At 47.5% G+C, this 19078-nt stretch carries 13 protein-coding genes; 8 read left to right on the forward strand and 5 right to left on the reverse strand.

What is annotated here, in order from left to right; translation table 11 throughout:
* Window positions 1-91 precede the first annotated feature (91 nt).
* Entirely contained in the window at window positions 92-706 is a 615-nt protein-coding gene (locus H6G21_RS05475; protein WP_190571366.1) for a helix-turn-helix transcriptional regulator, read from the reverse strand.
* A gap of 671 nt (window positions 707-1377) precedes the next feature.
* On the opposite strand from H6G21_RS05475, the gene H6G21_RS05480 reads away from it, so the two are divergent.
* The 7 genes from H6G21_RS05480 (at window position 1378) to H6G21_RS05510 (ending at window position 11965) form a co-directional block, all read left to right on the forward strand.
* The gene (locus H6G21_RS05480; RefSeq protein WP_199307046.1) at window positions 1378-1977 is read left to right on the forward strand and encodes a hypothetical protein; all 600 of its coding nucleotides are present in this window, start codon (window positions 1378-1380) and stop codon (window positions 1975-1977) included.
* Between the two features lie 183 nt (window positions 1978-2160).
* The gene (locus tag H6G21_RS05485) at window positions 2161-3669 is read left to right on the forward strand and encodes a hypothetical protein (RefSeq protein WP_190571368.1); all 1509 of its coding nucleotides are present in this window, start codon (window positions 2161-2163) and stop codon (window positions 3667-3669) included.
* Window positions 3670-3686: 17 nt separating this feature from the next.
* Window positions 3687-4331, forward strand: coding sequence for an SMI1/KNR4 family protein (locus tag H6G21_RS05490; protein ID WP_190571370.1), 645 nt, complete (start codon window positions 3687-3689; stop codon window positions 4329-4331).
* Between the two features lie 133 nt (window positions 4332-4464).
* Window positions 4465-5103, forward strand: coding sequence for a LuxR C-terminal-related transcriptional regulator (locus tag H6G21_RS05495; RefSeq protein ID WP_190571373.1), 639 nt, complete (start codon window positions 4465-4467; stop codon window positions 5101-5103).
* A 614-nt stretch (window positions 5104-5717) separates the two neighbouring features.
* On the forward strand, window positions 5718-7646 hold the full coding sequence (locus H6G21_RS25605) for an ATP-binding protein (RefSeq protein ID WP_242041669.1): 1929 nt from the start codon (window positions 5718-5720) through the stop codon (window positions 7644-7646).
* 367 nt (window positions 7647-8013) lie between these two features.
* Window positions 8014-10674: a hybrid sensor histidine kinase/response regulator gene (locus tag H6G21_RS05505; protein ID WP_190571375.1), complete on the forward strand. Its 2661-nt coding sequence runs from the start codon at window positions 8014-8016 to the stop codon at window positions 10672-10674.
* A gap of 13 nt (window positions 10675-10687) precedes the next feature.
* Complete coding sequence (locus tag H6G21_RS05510) at window positions 10688-11965, forward strand: response regulator (RefSeq protein ID WP_190571396.1); 1278 nt, start codon at window positions 10688-10690, stop codon at window positions 11963-11965.
* A gap of 205 nt (window positions 11966-12170) precedes the next feature.
* Here the strand turns inward: H6G21_RS05510 and H6G21_RS05515 are convergent, their stop codons facing one another.
* The 4 genes from H6G21_RS05515 to H6G21_RS05530 form a co-directional block, all read right to left on the reverse strand.
* On the reverse strand, window positions 12171-12614 hold the full coding sequence (locus H6G21_RS05515) for a winged helix DNA-binding protein (RefSeq protein ID WP_190571398.1): 444 nt from the start codon (window positions 12612-12614) through the stop codon (window positions 12171-12173).
* A gap of 420 nt (window positions 12615-13034) precedes the next feature.
* Window positions 13035-14015 carry a tetratricopeptide repeat protein gene (locus tag H6G21_RS05520; protein WP_347277984.1) on the reverse strand — a complete coding sequence of 327 codons (981 nt, stop codon included), beginning with the start codon at window positions 14013-14015 and terminating at the stop codon, window positions 13035-13037.
* A 204-nt stretch (window positions 14016-14219) separates the two neighbouring features.
* A complete protein-coding gene (locus H6G21_RS05525; RefSeq protein WP_190571400.1) occupies window positions 14220-14534 on the reverse strand; it encodes a hypothetical protein in 315 nt (104 codons plus the stop codon).
* A 445-nt stretch (window positions 14535-14979) separates the two neighbouring features.
* Window positions 14980-16530, reverse strand: a complete 1551-nt coding sequence (locus H6G21_RS05530; RefSeq protein WP_190571402.1) for an adenylate/guanylate cyclase domain-containing protein — start codon at window positions 16528-16530, stop codon at window positions 14980-14982.
* A 608-nt stretch (window positions 16531-17138) separates the two neighbouring features.
* On the opposite strand from H6G21_RS05530, the gene ureC reads away from it, so the two are divergent.
* A complete protein-coding gene (ureC, locus tag H6G21_RS05535) occupies window positions 17139-18848 on the forward strand; it encodes an urease subunit alpha (RefSeq protein ID WP_190571404.1) in 1710 nt (569 codons plus the stop codon).
* Window positions 18849-19078 lie beyond the last annotated feature (230 nt).

Below are 19078 nucleotides of genomic sequence, written 5' to 3' on the forward strand. Positions count from 1 at the left end.
CAGCTCAAACTGCATCATCACTCGTAACCACGATCGTATTTTAGAAAACGTTCTTCCTGTCTTACAGCAATTTACAGAGTCATGTGCTCATCTAGATTAAGAACTTTTTTTGTTTAGCACGAATACTTTTAATGTGCTTCTTAACAGTATGCAGCGTAATGCCTAGCTCATTGGCGATATCCTTATAGGAATGGTTGGCACGGTAAAGACCCCAAATTTCCCGTTCTCTAGCAGTGAGACCATACTTTTGTGTCTCTTCAAGAATGACATTTCGCATCAAGTATTGATGGTCTTTCAATACGAGCAATAAGCAGGGACGATCGATTTCCTGCAAGTTAATCCATTGAACACGAATATGAAGAACAATATCCGCATCAACTAAGACCTCCGACTCCATTAGCCAACGCTGATTGGGAAATAAAGTACGACTTTGAATTAACGATTGACAAACATGCCAAATCTCCTTGGGGAGAACTATCTCGACGGATTCAGCAGGATTGAGTTTTCGAATAATTTGTTGGGCATAGTGGTTGAGATAAATCAAATGACCTTGTTCTGTTAATAGCAAGATTCCATTCAGCAAATCCTCAATTACATCTAACAATAAAGAGGGTTGTTTAAGCGATGACAAAAAAGAAGATGGCTCATTGCAAGAAGACTGTGCAACAACAGGAGGCAAGTCAGACGCAGACACAGAATTTTTCATAGCAAAAGCTCACTTTTATATCATAATTTAGCCCTCTCTAAACTATGAGATGACCAAGATACAACCAACGCAACAAGTCGATTCAACAAGCCAATCTCAACCAGTTGATAGAGAGAGTAGACAAATGGCCTATCCAGTATTTTCTCTCAGTACTTTGAGCAACTGTTGAGGTCGATCCATGGAATCAGGCATTCATGAGAAATACATATCACTCGAAAAATCAAGCTAGAAATTCTGAATGAGCCTAAATTCATAAAAGAATAATTCAAAAAGCTTAATTCAACCCTATTTAGCCGGAAATTATACTTTTTTGCTGTTAATCAGCTAGAGACAAGGCTTTTTTGTAAACGCAATATAAAAATGGAGTCCTCAGTCCAAAAGACATTTACACATTTTTCAGAGATAAATTAATGCTTGAATTAACACTATATCTACCAATCAACCAATTTTTTAATGATGGATAGCTCTATATCTAGTTAACTCGATCGGGGAACGCTGAGTAGTAAAGAGTATCCTATGGGGGTAATTTCCAGGCTAGAAGCTCTCTGCCATGATCAAATTAGTTCGCAAGCAACACACCGTAGAATTCCAATTCAGTCAAGATAAAACGCTAATTCTACGAACCTTTGCAAGCGTTCACAATCACTCAAAATGATCTTGAGGATATTACTATGCCAGATGGATTAACTGTTGATGTTGTACCAGTAGAGAGCATTCCTGCCCCCCCAGCGGCATTGCTGCCCCAAGGGCCCCAATACTCAGCTACTGAAACCTATTCCAAGCATATTCTGGGTTCTAGCTCCTTCCACATGTATTACCTCTATGCCAAGGGTTGGGGAGGGACGGTTCCCTATCCTTGGGAAGTCAGACCTGATTTGCCTGGAACCACTGGATCCCCCTACATTGTGAATCTCAATGAACCGATGGAGGTGGGTGTTTGTGTCGAATTCGATCGGAGTCCCTTAACGGAACTTCTAATGTGCCTCGGAACCGATATTAATATCGACTTTGCCTTTGAGGGATTTGGCAAGCTAGCCATTGAAACCGATAAAGATGTCACCATCACCACGGTTAAAGATCGCTTCCGGTATCTGATTCGGTACGTGGGAACGCCCCAGCAATTGGGTCTGACACCGGGATACTACGAGCTGGCAGCAACGGCTACGATCGGGCCCAGCGCCCATGCTTGCGGTCGCTTTATCTATGGTTATGGCTACATTGGGGAAATTCGTTTCCAAGTGTACCAAGGGCCATTACCCTTGCAACCCTAGGTCTGGAGCGATCAACCTGCGTTGAGATTCCAGCCGATTCAACCGTCTTGAGAGCGGTGATTTAAGCCCTTCTCAGCTTCATTAGCCAGATGCTCCTCCATACCCTAGGAGCAACCACAATGTTTGCAGGTTACTAGTGCCTGCAAATTTTCTTATCCACCCCGCAGTCATGGGGAAGCAGCAATGACTAAACCTACCGAAAATCATTCCAATCCTGGGGACACCCTCGGTCGGAACAGACTGAAGCACATCAAAGGCATTGGCAATGTTAAGCAAGGATGGCTCCGTCGAATCCTGAACATTCGAACGATCGAAGAATTAGCCGCAGCTTCTGCCCAGGAAATCGAGGAGGAACTGCGACAAGCAGGGCATCCCATCCATCAAACTGAAATTCGCGACTGGATTGACCAAGCCAAAGTTCTATTACAGCAGGAGGAAGGCGAGTCGATCGTAGATGCTGAATTAGCTGCTGAATTATCTAGGGATGTCCAATCCCCTCAAGATCCGGATCCCCCAAGCCTGACTCCACCCTCTCCAGCACCAGCATCCCTACCAACGGCCTCTCTACCAACGACCTCTCTACCAACGACCTCTCTACCAACAGAATGGTCGCGCACGGAGGTGACTGAACTGAGTGCGGAGAATGTCAATATAGGGGCTGTAGGGGCTGTAGGGGCTATACCTTCAGGAAACCCTTGGCAACCGATCGTTGCATTGACTGTTCAAGTTGATCACCGAATCTCTGGGAGAGGAATAGAATACCGAAGTATCATCAAGCACCAACACTCTGTTCAAACCCATACCTGGACAGGAATGGATTTACAACAGGGACAGGAATGGATGCTCCAACATTTGCATGATTTGATGCAAGATGTAATTCATAACTTGATGCAATTGCCTCCAGTCATAGAACAGCAATCATCTCCACCACCTCCAGCCTCCACTATTAAACAATCTCTAGAACCTAGGCCAGCGGAACATTTGACCTCGATCGAAGCACCGGAATCAGCAATTACAGAGTCAGCAATTACAGAGTCAGCAATTACAGAGTCAGCAATTACAGAATCAGCAGTACCGGTGGCACCCTCACCACAAGAACCATCGGTGGAAGTCCCACCCTTGCCCATCCCATCCGCTCCACAGGAGATTTCCCAATCGAGGCCAAACTCCGTCTCAGAAGCGACGAGAGCCGTTCCGATCGCAGACTCTTCAATAGAATCTTCTGCGGAATCTTCTGCGGAATCCACCGTTCCTCCTCCCAGAGTTCCGGTTTCCAGGGTTGGAGGCATTGCGTTGGTCATTTCCCAACTGAAGGTTTTTCAGCCACCCTTCTTACCGGAAGGTGTAATCATCACGCGCCAATCACGAATTTTGCCCCAAGCATTGAGCAGTCAGCAGCCCTTTGCTGTGGAAGTACACCTACAATTGGCGGGGCAAGATGCCACAGCCATGACCCAGCAACCATTGTCCTATGGAGTCCATGCCGTGATTCACGATCGGGACAGTGGAGAACTTCTAGCCCTAGATTTGACGCGATCGGGCATCTTGGTAGATGGCATATTCACTTACACCGCGCTCTTGCCTGAAATGACCCTACAACCCGGTCTGTATCGACTACGAGTACTGGCAGAGTTACAGGAGGGAGTGGCACAACCTGGGAGCTTCAATGTTCCTCTTTTACAAGTTATATAGAATCCATCACAAAAACGATGAATACTTTTGAATGGGAAGGGTTTTTAAGACATTGGAGTCGGGCAATCATTGAGTCTAAACGACATGAACCGGATGTACTCCCATCGGAAATCATTGAAGCAGACTGGTTAGGATATCCTGGGGCATCGGAAGAACAAATTCGCCATGCGGAAAATCGTTTAGGCATTAGCCTCCCTCCCTCCTACCGGGAATTCCTGAAAGTCACAAATGGTTGGCGTCAAACAACACCGTTTATCTATCAGCTCTGGTCTACCCAGGAAATTGAATGGTTAAGCGTAAGACATCCTGACTGGATTGACTCATTTCTAGAACAACAACAACGATTAGAACCCCATCATTCCTACATGTCAGTCAATGGTTTGGAATGTAGTAGAAAAAAGTTTTCCATTCCCGATGAGATCTATTTTATTTATGGAGAAGAGCAAGATTGTATGAATTTACGATCGGAATATTTACACACCGCTTTAGAAATTAGTTGTAAAGGTGATTCTGCGATTTATTTACTCAATCCCCAGGTCGTTACCGAGGAGGGAGAATGGGAAGCTTGGTTCTTTGGGGATTGGCTTCCAGGAGCCGATCGCTATCGATCGTTTAGTGACTTGATGCAGGCGGAATACCAAAATTTCCTAGAACTTCAGTGAAGCGTAAAATATCCGTTTCAAGCCGTTACTTACATGGTTGATTAGTTGATTAGTTGATTAGTTGATTTGCGATTGGGATTGCACGATGCAATCAGGGTACATAAACGACTAGATTGAAACAAGGCAAATTAAAATGAATGGTTTATCTCACTCCAAAAGCTCTTCTGTTCGAGTGCAACCTGTTCCATCCACGGCCCAACGGCTATTTTCCAATCCCTCTGCCAGCTTGCAGCCCAATCCCCAATTACCCCAAGAAGTCATTGCAGAATTGATTAATGGCATCCTTATTCTGACCGATCGCCAAGAACTCATTTATGCCAACGAGGAAGCGAGACGGATTTTAGAAAAACTCAACCCCGATCGATCTCGTCTACACATTCCTCAAGAAATTTGGCATATTTGTCAATCCCTAATTCGCAGTCGCAGTCTTTTTCCCAATCAACATTGGTTAATTGAATCTGAAATTTTCACGGATGAATCTACCACACTGCATGTCCGAGCACGCTGGTTCAATCTAGAGCATATTGAATACCCTTGTCTGTTGTTAATTGTGGAAGATCAGTATCAGGCGATTAAAAATATCGCCTTAGAAGAAGCCCAGAAATATGGATTAACTGCCCGTGAGAAAGAAATTTGGTTGCTACATCGTGCTAACGCAACCTATAAAAAAATTGCTACAGAGTTAACCATTACACCCAACACGGTAAAAAAACATATGCGTAGCATTCATGCTAAACAGAAATTAATAGCGGAGAATAATTTAGAAGTTTAGCTTGATCACACAATCAAATTACTGATGCCAAGTTTACAACCACACTTCGTAATTTCTGTACATTCACTCAGAGAAATTGGAATTTTTAGCCACCGAGTTAGGGGTAGAAGATTCCAGCTTAATCACTAAACTTTTTGATTGATCCTGCTACCAGCATTCTAGAATGCTGGTATTTTGTATTGTCAACCATCTGTAAAATTGTACAAAAGCCATTCAGGAAACGATCGACCCTGCATCGACCCTACGACGATCGCAATTTCCTTGATGACGCTACCGTGCACACACAAGTCAGTGAATCGTTGTCAGCATCCCCGGTAGTCGCTGTGACTGATAGCCCAACTACCTCCATCATCAGCCCAGTCAATCAATCAAGTCAATCACTCAAGTATCAGCTCAATCAAGTCAACCGAGATGACGATATTAGTAGAATCAGGGTTGATGATTAACGACAATCGGTGGGGGGCGCATCCTTGTACGGCCCAACTTTTGTCATAGCAAGACTTTCCAAATCTTGTTGTAATACTCAGTTGTAATACTCACTGAAAATTTTCCAGGAGAATTGCTTTTATCAGCGAGCTAAGTGGGGAACAATAAAATAACTTAATGCGACCCCCATGAAGCGGATCATTCCCATGTCACCCCTATCCAATGACCCAATTCAGCCTAGCAAGCAAGCGTTATCGATTGCCGGATTACTCACCACATCTCATCTTTCACGCAGTCTGATCACTCGTCTGCTGCTGGGTAGCACGGTATGCGTTGTGGGTGTGGCAGCTTACTTCAGCTACCAGACAGTACGCTACGCTATGCTAGAAAACCTCAAGCAGAAAGTAGTCTTAGATGTCAAAAGTAGTGCTCAGACAATTGATCAATGGGTTGCCTTGAGGAAATCTGAAACCGCCGCGATCGCCAACGCACCCATTACTCGAACCATGAATTGGGAGGCTATACAGCCTTATTTTCAATCAGAATACCAGCGTCTCAACACGTTCCTACCTTACCTCGGCATTATTGACCCTAACGGCAAGTTTTACAATCTCCTCAAAGGAGCCAACAATCCGAGCCTGCACGATCGACCTCACTTCAAGCAAGGCATGGCAGGCCAAGCCAGCGTGCTCGACCCCATTATTTCTCGCGTTACGGGTAAACCGGTCATTGTTTTTGCTGCACCAATTTGGTCAGACTTCACGCAAGGCAGAACCCGACAGCCTGTAGGGGTGGTCAATGCACCGGTGGGTGTAGACAATGTTACTCAGGTGGTTCAAACCCTCAAGTATGGGGAAGGCAGTTATGCTTTTGCGCTGAATTCCAAAGGAGAGGCCATTACCCATCCCAATACTCGTCTCATGTCCACTTTAGAGAGGCCTGCGCCCAGTTTGACCCAATCCGTAGATCCCAACTTAGCGATCATTGCTCAACAAATGGTCGATCGAAAAGAGGGGATCACATTCACAACGCTAGATGGTGAGCAAAAGTATGTTGTCTTCTTGCCGCTCAAAGAGGTTAATTGGTCGGTTTCCCTCGTCATCCCCCATACAAATATTGAGTCCCAACTTCAGCTCTTAGATGGAATTGCAGGCATTATCTTAGTTCTTGTCATCAGTTTGATTGCAGTTTTAATGTACATTCAAACCACTGAACAAGCCTACCTCAAACGTTCAAAAATGCTGGCTGAGGCAGAAGTTACCCAGAAAACAGCCGAATTACAAGCATCACAGCTCCAAGTCATCCAGAGTGAAAAAATGGCCTCCCTCGGCAATCTAGTTGCAGGGATTGCGCACGAAATCAATAACCCGATCGGGTTTCTCAATGGCAGTATCAACAATACTAGAGAGTATGTGCAAGATTTACTGGGACATCTAGCACTCTATCAGCAACATCATCCCCATGCCGCTGCTCCCATTCAAGACAATGCTGATGAGATTGACCTAGAATTCCTTCGTGAAGATCTACCTCAATTGCTCAATTCGATGCAAGGCGCAACTGATCGGATCAAAGGCATCAGTACCAGCTTGCGCACCTTTTCCCGTGCTGATAAAGAACACACAGTCAGAGCCAACCTGCACGACGGCATCGATAGCACCCTCTTAATTTTGAAATATCGGCTCAAAGCCAATGAATATCGTCCCGTGATCGCAGTCCTGCAAAATTATGGGGAAATTCCTGAAATTCCGTGCTTCCCAGGTCAACTCAACCAGGTCTTCATGAACATTCTTGCCAACGCGATCGATATGTTTGATGAAATGGCTCAATCCCAGTCCTTTGATGCATTAGAAGCGAATCCCCAACAAATCACCATTCAGACGACCTTACTTGACAACCAAGTACAAATCTCGATTCGGGATAATGGCAAAGGGATGGCTGAAGAGATCAAAGCAAAAGTTTTCGATCATTTGTTTACTACGAAAGCTGTGGGCAAAGGAACCGGTTTAGGATTGGCGATCGCCCGCCAAATCGTAGAAGAAAAGCATGGAGGGCAAATATTCTGTACTTCTACACTTGGACTAGGAACTGAATTTAAGGTTAATCTTCCGCTGGCGTAACCTGAGCCTTCTCCGGTGGCAGGTCTTATCGCGACTTTCAGGACGCAGGAGGCAGATTGGCCACAACGAGATATCAACTTCTGACAGCCAACCTGATCAGTCTGATGCCACAATTGGGAACTATCAAGTAATCTAACTTCAGCGATTGGGCCTCTTCTATGTAGGCTTTTCTCGTTATTCTTGCGATGCGTGCAGACTTTCAATGAAATTTTGGCATCCCATACTTTGGCATCCCATACTTAGGTTGAAAAACCACTTAAATCTCAAAGGGTACAAGCATTCCCTTAGCATCACTACCCTTTTGAACATGGCCATTAGGCTAGTATTTGTGGTTCTGGTGATCTCAGGGATTAGCTACTTACACTTGATGTCCCAGCTGGATCGGGACACTCAAACACAGCTAGCCAAGTACATTACCGAGCGAGGCAAACGGGAAGAGGAAATTTTTGTCTTAGCAGAAGATAATCACGCTCTGTTGCGTCAGGATTTTTTGAAACAATTCACAGGCAAGTCTGCGATCGACTGGTCAGCAAAATTTAATCAGTATTTCTATCGGTGGGCCGATGGGACTGTGCGAAATGTACCCGAAGGAACAGCCCCAGAAAGCTTTGATACCGAACGCTACCCAACGGCCTTTGTGGGGCGGGGTGTCAAACTAGATGCGGACTTCCAAAAAAGGATGGTATTATCCTACGATTTTGTCGAAAAGTATGCAGCCGGTTGGCGCAATCGTTTTTTAGATACCTACATTAGTCTGCCGGAAGGAGCCAATATTGTTCTTTGGCCTGGGGCTGCTTGGGGAATTAAAGCTGCGTCTAACCTGCATATCCCTGATGAAGAATGGGCCTACCTAGGGGATTACAGCCACAATCCCGATCGCAAAACGCTCTGGACTGGGGTTTATTCTGATCCGGTCGCCCAAGTATGGATGGTCTCTGCCGAAACCCCGATTGACGACCCCCAGGGAAGACACCTAGGCACAATTGGTCATGACATTGTTCTCACGAATCTGTTGCAACGCACCATCAATGATCGCATCGAAGGAGCCTACAATTTGCTTGTGCGGGCCGATGGTCAACTGATCGCCCATCCAGACTGGATGGAACGGATTCAGGCGGAGGCAGGCAAACTCAAAGTTCAAACGTCAGGTAATCCCCATCTCCAAAGAACGTTTGACTTTGCCTTGAAAAGTCAGCAAGCTGCAACGGTGGTTTATAACTCCACCGATCGTGAATATCTTGCGATCGCCAAGTTAAAGGGGCCTGATTGGTACCTGATTACCGTTTACCCACAAGCCCTCCTGCGCCAAGAAGCCAGTGCCTTGTCACAGTTTGTGCTCCTGCTCGGACTGACTTCGCTACTCATTGAGGTCATCCTGCTATATATTGTATTGCGACAAAAGATTGCAATGCCTTTAACCAGTCTCCTGAGTGCGACCAGACAACTCGCCAAGGGAGATTTTGACGTTCAACTGGATACCCAACGCCAGGATGAATTAGGGCAACTCGCTACTGCCTTTACACACATGAGCCGTCAGTTGCAGGATTCCTTTACCAGTTTAGAAAAACGGGTTGAAGAACGTACTGCCAAGCTGAAGGAAGCAACCCTGCTTGCCGATCAGGCTAACCGCGCCAAAAGTGACTTCCTGGCCAACATGAGTCATGAGCTACGAACCCCGCTCAATGGCATCCTAGGCTATGCCCAAATTCTAGGCAGAAGCAAGACATTGGTAGACAAAGAACAACAGGGCGTCAACATTATTTACCAATGTGGCACTCACCTGCTGAACTTAATTAATGATATTCTTGACCTCTCCAAAATTGAGGCCCGCAAGCTGGAACTCACCCCGACTGCTTTACACTTACCCTCCCTGCTCCAAAGCGTAGTGGAAATGTGTAATATTCGCGCAGAGTATAAGGGGATTGACTTTCTTTATCAGCCCAGTTCTCGCTTGCCGGAGGGCATCGAAGCAGATGAGAAACGTCTGAGACAGGTCTTGATCAACTTATTAGGGAATGCGATTAAGTTTACCGATCGAGGATCGGTCACGCTGCGGGTGGATGTCTTAGATCGATCCCATGACCAGGTGTCTTTACTCTTTCAAGTGATCGATACTGGGGTAGGAATTGCCGAAACAGACCGCCAGAAGTTATTTCACGCCTTTGAACAAGTCGGCGATCGGCAAAAACAGTCAGAAGGGACAGGGCTAGGCTTAGCCATTAGCCAACGAATCGTGCAGTTGATGGGCGGCACTATCCAGGTCAATAGCAAATTTGGTCAGGGGAGCGAGTTTTACTTCACTGTGACTCTCCCCCTAGCGGAAGACTGGGTAGAACAACAAGGAACGTTGGCAAATGGCGATCGAATGATCAGTTACCACGGCGAGAAGCATCGGATTTTGGTCGTAGATGATCGCTGGGAAAATCGCGCTGTGCTGATCAATCTCCTAGAGCCACTTGGTTTCACTCTCCTAGAAGCCGAAAATGGCCAGGAAGGACTGGATCAGATTCAGAGCAATCAGCCCGACCTGGTTATCACAGATATTGCGATGCCAGTTATGGATGGACTGGAACTGTTAAAGCAAATCCGGCAATCCGATCAATACAAACATTTAAAAATGATCGTGTCTTCTGCATCTGTTGCCCAAGCCGATCAACAAATGGCGATCCAGGCAGGCGGGAACGACTTTTTGCCCAAACCCGTTCCCGCCAACCTACTATTTCAACTCCTAGAAAAGCATTTACATCTGACTTGGATCTATGAAACGTCAGGGCAGGCTGACGAAAACAGGCTCCACTCCGATTCTACTGAGGTGCTTCTTCCATCCTTTGTCATCTTAGAGGAATTGCTGACTTTAGCACAAAAGGGGCGATTCAAAAAGTTTACCAATCTCGTAACAGACGTGCAGCAGCAAGATTCTCGCTACCAAGTGTTTACTGAAAATATTCTTCAATTAGCACAACAATACCAATTTGAAAAGATTGAAGAACAGCTAAAAATGTATTTAAAAAAACAACTTAAAGTTTAAGGCATGAATTTCGATGAACAGTTTTGATACAGGATTAATTCTCATTGTCGATGACACTCCAACCAATATTGATGTAATTCGTGAAACCCTTGAGGAGGAGGGTTTTGAAGTAGCGATCGCCATCAGTGGTGAGCGAGCAATCCAACAAGTTAAGCAAGAAATTCCTGATCTGATTTTGTTAGATATCATGATGCCAGGGATGGATGGATTTGAAACTTGCCAACAGCTGAAATCCATTCCCCTAGTGCAAAATATTCCAATCATTTTTATGACGGCTCTTTCAGATACAGAAAATAAGGTGAAAGCATTAGAATTAGGTGCTGTTGATTATGTCACAAAGCCTTTTGAAACACGAGAAGTACTAGCACGAGTCAAAACCCATCTTAAGCTGTATCGCTTAACCCAAAAGCTAGAGCAAGAGGTCAACCATAAGGTATCTGCCCTTCAAAATATTCAAATGCAATTAATCCAGAGCGAAAAAATGTCTGCACTGGGGAACTTAGTAGCCGGTGTTGCCCACGAAATCAACAACCCCATTGGCTTCCTCAATGGCAGCATTAATAACGCCCAAGATTATGTGCAAGCGCTGCTAGAGTACATTGCATGGGCTCAAAAGCATCATTCTCATTCTTCTTCCGTTATCCTCGAGAAAGCCCAGGAAATAGACTTGGAATTCATAGCAGCAGACTTCCCAAAGTTACTAGATTCTATGATGGGAGCCACCCATCGCATCGCAGCCATCAGCACCAGCCTCCGCAGCTTCTCCCGAGCTGATACCGAATATAAGGTCAGCGCTAATCTACATGAAGGCATTGATAGTACTCTCCTGATCCTTAAATATCGACTGAAAGCGAACGAATATCGTCCCGCGATCGCAGTCCTGCAAAACTATGGGGAAATTCCTGAAATTCCATGCTTCCCAGGTCAACTCAACCAGGTCTTCATGAACATTCTTGCCAACGCGATCGATATGTTCGATGAAATGGCTCAATCCCAGTCTTTCGCCACGCTCAAAGCGAATCCCCAACAAATTACTATTCAGACGAGCCTACTTGACAATCAAGTACAAATCTCGATTCGGGATAATGGCAAAGGGATGGCTGAAGAGGTAAAAGCAAAAATTTTCGATCATTTGTTTACCACGAAAGCTGTGGGCAAAGGAACCGGTTTAGGATTGGCGATCGCCCGTCAAATTGTGGAAGATAAACACGGCGGCTGTTTAGAGGTGCAATCTAACTTCAGTGAAGGAACGGAATTTCGCATTCGGTTGCCAATCAATGCAGTAGACTAATCGACCATATCTATTCATCTAGAAATTTCCTCGATCAGCTCTATAGACTCAGCTTCTATCCATACTGAGCATAACCCTTTTACTGAGCATGAACCTTTCACTGAGCATGAATCTTTCATAGCAGCAGGCCGGATCTCCAATTTGATCAGATTCTAATCCGACAAGATTCCCAAATACCTGCTGCCACACAACTACAACTTCCCCGTTAACCTCGTTCTTGCCCGATCGAGAACGTCTCTTTCAACATTTCTAATTGCGTCGTCATTTCTTCTATCTGGACTTCACCACAGCGATCGGTAAACCCTCGATCGAGATCCGCTAATATCGACCTAGCCATCGCCATGAGACGTTCTCCTTTGTCAGTCAGAAGAATTTGCTTCTGCCGACCAATCCCATCTCCCTGCTCCAGATAACCAGCCTGACATAATTCCTTAATCGTTTTGGCCACCATCTGACGGGATACCTGCAATTGGCGAGAGATCTCAGCCCCATAGCTCACGCCACCATCAAGAACACTGAGAAAATGCAACATCGAAGGTGAAACACCCTCAAACCCTGCTGAGTATAATTGTTCAGCCACATATTCAGTCAATTGATGGTGGAACTTAGCAGCAGCCGATAACAGCCGCAGGGACTGACTGTCAGCCATCGTACTTCTTCCCATCGCACTTCCTCGTTTTGTCATCCCAATTGACATAAAGAGATACTCAAGCTAGATTCCATTGGTGTTAACTTGGCTTACAACAATTTTGCCACCCTGACTGTTTGGCTATCCTGACTACTTTGCCACCCTGACTACAAGGTACGGCAGATGCATGGCAGATCAGACATGGCAGAGACGTAGCAGATGGATGACAGCAACTGCATGGCAGTTTTGTTGAATCCAAATTGAGTATAAGAGAATGCACAAATAAGGGGTGCAGGAGCCTTTAGACCAAGACTGCGATCGAATTCCCCAAAAGGCACCCGATCGCAGTCTTAGCAGCTTGTTAAAAGGCAACAGTTCACCGGCCAATCTACTGTTGCCCCTCAGACCATGCCCCCAGATCCTTAGTTGGCAGGTTTCTCACTAGTTGGCAGGTTTCTCACTTCCTTTATTTTCAGGAGCGGTATTTTCAGGAGCAGGACTAGGAGCCTCACTGGGTTTGCCATCCTTGGCCTCGGGAGCCGGAGCCGTCCCTCCAGGGGCCATACTGGGGGCAGTATTTGGAGCCGCTGCCCCTCCAGGAGCAGACGTTGGAGCGGTGGTGGGTGCTGTTGAAGCCAGACGATTGATCTGATCCTTAAACTGCGCGGGAGCCAAGGAAGCCGCCTTGTCAAACAACGGCTTCGCTTCAGAATCCTTGCCTTGGTCTTTCAACGTCAATGCTTTGCCAAGATAGGCTTGGAAATCATTGGGGGTTGCTTTGATGGCCGTATCAAAGGTTTGCAGTGCTTCGTCGTAGCGTTTTTGGGAGGCAAAGGCACGTCCCAGAAGGACTTGAAGCGCCCCAACGTCCACGCTGCCCGGTGTCACTTGGTTTAGCTTGGGAGCTTCCCGCAGGGTATCTTGCAAGAGCCCGATCGCGGCTTCAGGGCGCTGTTGGTTAATCAGGAGTTTCGATAATTCTTGGAGCAGTAGCAGATCGCCAGGTTTCGTTTTCAGGGCCTCACGGTAGGTCTGGATCGCCCCTTCCGTATCGTTATTGGCATAGCGCTTGGTTTCTGCCAACAGCACCGCGTACTGCGGTTCAGCAGGATTGAGTTGCACCAATTTTTCTAGGGGCGAGATCGTGCCTTTGATATCATTCAACTGCCGACGGGCATCGATTAAGCCCTTCAGTGCATTTTGGTTATCCGGCTCCCGTTTCAGAACCGCTTCATAGCCCCGCGCTTGATCCTCCAGCTGCTTCCGCTGAGCATCCGGGGTTTGAACCGCACTAGGCGCGTTTCCCTGGCCGGAATTCATCGTACCAACTAAGGGTACAAAGGAAACCCCCAGTAGGGCCAACGTCGCCACAATGAGGACAACTTTGGGTAACCAGCGATTACGTTTAGATTCTTCTGCCACAGGACGGCCTCACAAGAACTCGGATGAACTGCCCATGGATTGTAGCGCAAGACGGGAAGATTCAACGGGGACGATCGAGAATGACTTCTCCAATCGCCCCGCAGAAACCTTCCCGCACGGGTTCACCCCAGTCGGAGTGGCATCCCTCACAATTCGCTCAAGGGACTGTAACACCTCAGCAATGTAACGCTTCAGGCAATACCACTAGATAATGGCAGGCTGTTGATTCGTTGCTGGGGGATTGTTAGAGGCCGTTTCTGAACTGGGGGCTACCTCCCGCACCTCAATATGGTTCAGCAACGTGGTCACAAAGGCAAACAACAGAAACGGCAAAGACAATACCAGAATGAGCCCAACCGTGGCCAGGGCATAGATAGGCCGACTGGCCCCCATGAGGCCCATGGCGGCAGCAAGACTCAGAAAAATCACAAGCAGCCAAACGATAATTTGACCGTAGATATCCCCAAAGGAAAGTGTGCAAGCTAAGCGATACCGATGCAGGTTCTTAAAGTTATTCATGATCAATCCCAAAAGGCGTTTTATCTGGAAAACGTCTACACAGGCTCAATAAGTTATGGGTAAACAGAGTGAACAGAGTGGACGGCAACTTGTACTCGTGGGATTGGCTGCGATGACTAGCACCAATCAGCCTGAGCACCAATTAATGCAGGCGATTAGGAATATCTCAGCTTAAAACTCACACGCAGGTTTGTGGGGATTCTCAATGTATTTGAACAGTTCTTAACTTTAATTCACACGATCCCCAGTGATCCCCAGCAGCAATCACGAAATCAGCTCCCAAAGATCGTGGGAGGCATTAGATGGGGTGTCACACCAAACATCGGATTCACCATTGCACTCAGCATTTGAGGCAAGTCCGTGGAAGCGAGCGATTGGCATCAAGCATTGGCATCAAGCATTGGCATCAAGAATTGGCATCAAGCATTCACATCAAGTATTAGCATCAATAGATCACTTCAAAGGTCTCAAGAGGATCCATTTTCCCTTTCACAATCAAACGCCCGATCGCGTGGCATTCCACCTGCCCTTGCACCGCTTGATAGGTTGTTTTTCCGAGGAGAATTTGCTGGGCTTGGGCTGCGCTTTCTAACCGAGCTGCCGTGTTGACCACATCTCCCAAAATGGTATAGTCCATCCGCAAATCACTCCCGAGGCACCCTGCGACTACTTCACCGGAATTAATGCCAATGCCAATCTGGATGGGAATGGGGTGGTGTTGATTCATCTCAGCCACTTTCTGCTGAATCGCGATCGCGCAATTTACCGCCCGCAATTCCTGATCCGCTTGGGAGATCGGAGCGCCAAAGACCACCATGATGGCATCGCCGATAAATTTATCGATCGTGCCCTCATAGTGAAATACGATGTCGATAATTTCGCGAAAGTATCGATTCAGAACCCAAAAAATGTCGTGGGGGCTACTGTGTTCTGCCCAGGTCGTAAAGCCTCGCACATCGCAGAAAAAACAGGTCACATAGCGCCGTTCACCTTCAATAATCCGATCGAAATCCGGTTGAGACATTAAGCGCTCAATCAGTTGTTGAGTGACAAATCGTCCAAAGAGCCCTTGGATTCGATTGGCTCGCAGTTTCTCCTGTTCCCACAAGTGTTGAAAACGCAGCAGTGGATTTTGCAAAATCTCTCGACGGTAGGTTTGTATCCCCACCCGGCCCTGTTTGACCAGTTCGCGGGAGGCATCACGCAGGGTGAACTGCTTCTGCGCGGGTAAAGGCAACAGGCGATCGTGCTCTAGGGACTGGATCAGGTGCGGATGGATTTCTGGATCAATTTTCAGCACTTCAAAAATGGCGCAGCGTCCATAGCGTGACCGCCCCCCTGTGCCTGAGCCATGGCAAGTGGGACAGCCCACCTCGCGCCAGAGTTCCTGGGCCATCTGGCTTTCGGGATAGATCAGCCTGGTTTCCTCTAAGGTTGCAGGCACTAATTGTTTACAGTCTTCGCATAACCGAGGCAACAGCATCTGCGAAACGATACCAGAAACGAGGGTGAGAATCTCAGTGGTGGTGAAGCCCCAAGCCCGGAGATTATAGAGCACATCGATCCCAACAAAGGGCGTATCAATGCAAGTTAAAACCCAGTGGCCAGCACTGGTTGCCTGTTTGACTGCTGCGTCATTGTCACCAGTGAGTTGATCAATCACTAGGGCCATTTCCGGATGCGCAACCGCCAAATTGATCGCCTCTAACCAAGCCTGTTCTGAAGGTTCCACCCATTGCAGCTTCCATTCCGGCGGAAAGAGAAAGGCATCCTCCAAGAGGGCACGATCGGAACTCAGAACTGTCATGGGGTGCCCCTGTTGCCACAGACGATAGGCAATCATAAACAAGGTCGTTGTTTTGCCGGTTCCTGCTTGGCCGGTGATGGGAAAGAGCCCTGGTTTGCCTGCGAGGATCTCTTCAACTAAGCCATGGGCAGCAGTGGGCGTAATGTAGCGATCGATCGGATGGTCTGCCAAGTTGAAAAAGGTGGGCATTGTGATAGAGCCTCTCATGGAAATACAAGGGACACTGAAATCGTGCAACGGGACTCAAACTGGCAACTCCCATTCATTCCTTAAAAGTTCAGAGCTTAAAAAGGAGAGATTTTTAACAATGAGATGTCTATAGATATGCCGTACCCCAAGGCTTCCATCATTGATTTCTCGCACAAGTGCCTATGATATGGCGCACAAAAGTCCTTGGAAGCAACCTAGCATTCCCAGGACTGGTCAATCTCTCTTGTTCAATTTGAATATTGCTTGAATCTTCTCCAGTGTTAGAGAAGGTTAGGTTACAGGAGCTTGGTGCGTTGGATTTTGCGTTGACGGAATGGTTGTCGTGGAAAACCATTCCATCTGGGATCAAGGTTAGAGGGGATCTCACCTGGAAATTGCAATTGCGATCTTAACAAGGACAACCCTGAATAGAGTTCTGATGGATCCCTTGACTTTTTGGCTGACCATCAATGGAGTCTCAGTCGCGCCCTTCCTGGAGAACAAGCAATCGATCTGGAAAAAATCTGAACCCAGCACGAATTCTAGGAAAACAGGTGCTATGGTTAGCCATACGCTCGTTTTTTTCGATCGGTCTACAGGAGCTGACTATGAGCTATCGGATGAGTCGCCGCGCCTATGCAGAAACCTACGGGCCTACGGTGGGCGATCGTGTGCGGCTGGCAGATACCGAACTCATCATAGAAGTGGAGCAGGATTACACAACCTATGGCGATGAGGTGAAATTTGGCGGGGGTAAGGTGATCCGCGATGGAATGGGGCAGTCTCCCATTACCAATGCCGATGGAGCCGTGGATACGGTGATTACCAATGCGCTGATTGTCGATTACTGGGGCATTGTCAAGGCAGATATCGGGATCAAGGATGGCCACATCTGTGCGATCGGTAAAGCGGGGAATCCCTACGTTCAGGATAACGTCGATATCATTATTGGCCCAGGAACAGAGGCGATCGCGGGGGAAGGCTTGATTCTGACCGCTGGAGGCATTGATACCCATATTCACTTCATTTGCCCACAACAAATTGAAGTGGCGATCGCGGCGGGCATTACAACCATGATTGGCGGAGGAACCGGGCCAGCGGCGGGCACCAATGCCACCACCTGTACACCGGGGCCGTGGTACTTAGGGCAAATGCTGAAGTCCTTGGATGCGTTTCCCATGAATTTTGGGTTGTTGGGGAAGGGCAATTCGGCGCAACCGGAAGCGTTGGAGGAACAGGTGGAAGCGGGGGCGATCGGCCTCAAGCTCCATGAGGACTGGGGCACAACTCCAGCGGCGATCGATACTTGCCTGGGCGTAGCGGAAGACTATGATGTGCAAGTGGCGATTCACACCGATACGCTGAATGAGGCGGGGTTTGTGGAAGACACGATCGCGGCGTTCAAAAATCGCGTCATTCACACCTACCACACCGAAGGTGCAGGCGGCGGCCACGCTCCGGACATTATTAAAGTCTGCGGCCAACCCAATGTGCTGCCGTCTTCTACCAATCCAACACGCCCCTACACGGTGAATACGTTGGATGAGCACTTGGATATGCTGATGGTGTGCCACCACTTAGATCCCAGCATTCCAGAAGATGTCGCCTTTGCGGAGTCGCGGATTCGGCGAGAAACGATCGCGGCGGAAGATATCCTCCATGATCTGGGAGCCTTTAGCATTATTTCGTCGGATTCCCAAGCCATGGGTCGGATTGGGGAAGTGATTCTGCGCACCTGGCAGACAGCCCATAAGATGAAGGTGCAACGGGGAGCCTTGGAAACCGATCCAGCAACCCATGATAATTTCCGGGTGAAACGCTACGTTGCAAAGTACACGATCAATCCAGCGATTACCCACGGCATTGTGAAGTATGTCGGTTCGGTGGAAGTGGGTAAGTTCGCTGATTTATGTTTGTGGAAACCGGCAATGTTTGGAGTAAAGCCAGAAATGGTGATTAAAGGCGGCATGATTGCTTGGTCGCAAATGGGAGACGCCAATGCCAGCATTCCCACACCACAACCTGTCCATATGCGTCCGATGTTTGGCAATTTTGGCGGTGCGGTGCAGGGCACTTCGCTGACGTTTGTGTCTAAGGCCGCTTTGAAAAAGGGCGTGCCCGATGCGCTGGGCTTGCAGAAAAAGGCGGTGGCAGTTTCGGGAATTCGTAGCTTGAGTAAGCGGGATCTGAAGCTGAATGATGCCTTGCCGCAGATGGAGGTTGACCCAGAGACCTATGAAGTGCGGGCGGATGGGGAATTGCTCACTTGTGAGCCTGCGACGGTGTTACCCATGGCACAGCGCTATTTTCTGTTCTAGAAATTTTCTGTTCTAGATAGGCAGAACCGGAGGGGCGATCGCCCCTCCTCAATTTTGAGGTTTAAGCGACACCTGAATGATCCCGTTCTTAATTGCCCAATACTTGACGTAACTGCTCAATCCCAGTGACCAAAAGCCGCGTTGTTCGAGCAATCACTACCGTCTGGAGTCAGTTGTCATCGAGTTTCTAACTTGGTGCGATAGTCCGCGAGAATTTCTTCGAGACTAGC

This window comes from Alkalinema sp. FACHB-956, assembly GCF_014697025.1.
Taxonomy (GTDB): domain Bacteria; phylum Cyanobacteriota; class Cyanobacteriia; order Leptolyngbyales; family Leptolyngbyaceae; genus Alkalinema.

Bases quoted from the DNA above. Each gene is read 5' to 3' on its own strand.
- H6G21_RS05475 (WP_190571366.1), bottom strand. From the start codon at position 706: ATGAAAAATTCTGTGTCTGCGTCTGACTTGCCTCCTGTTGTTGCACAG.
- H6G21_RS05480 (WP_199307046.1), top strand. From the start codon at position 1,378: ATGCCAGATGGATTAACTGTTGATGTTGTACCAGTAGAGAGCATTCCT.
- H6G21_RS05485 (WP_190571368.1), top strand. From the start codon at position 2,161: ATGACTAAACCTACCGAAAATCATTCCAATCCTGGGGACACCCTCGGT.
- H6G21_RS05490 (WP_190571370.1), top strand. From the start codon at position 3,687: ATGAATACTTTTGAATGGGAAGGGTTTTTAAGACATTGGAGTCGGGCA.
- H6G21_RS05495 (WP_190571373.1), top strand. From the start codon at position 4,465: ATGAATGGTTTATCTCACTCCAAAAGCTCTTCTGTTCGAGTGCAACCT.
- H6G21_RS25605 (WP_242041669.1), top strand. From the start codon at position 5,718: ATGAAGCGGATCATTCCCATGTCACCCCTATCCAATGACCCAATTCAG.
- H6G21_RS05505 (WP_190571375.1), top strand. From the start codon at position 8,014: ATGTCCCAGCTGGATCGGGACACTCAAACACAGCTAGCCAAGTACATT.
- H6G21_RS05510 (WP_190571396.1), top strand. From the start codon at position 10,688: ATGAACAGTTTTGATACAGGATTAATTCTCATTGTCGATGACACTCCA.
- H6G21_RS05515 (WP_190571398.1), bottom strand. From the start codon at position 12,614: ATGGCTGACAGTCAGTCCCTGCGGCTGTTATCGGCTGCTGCTAAGTTC.
- H6G21_RS05525 (WP_190571400.1), bottom strand. From the start codon at position 14,534: ATGAATAACTTTAAGAACCTGCATCGGTATCGCTTAGCTTGCACACTT.
- H6G21_RS05530 (WP_190571402.1), bottom strand. From the start codon at position 16,530: ATGCCCACCTTTTTCAACTTGGCAGACCATCCGATCGATCGCTACATT.
- ureC (WP_190571404.1), top strand. From the start codon at position 17,139: ATGAGCTATCGGATGAGTCGCCGCGCCTATGCAGAAACCTACGGGCCT.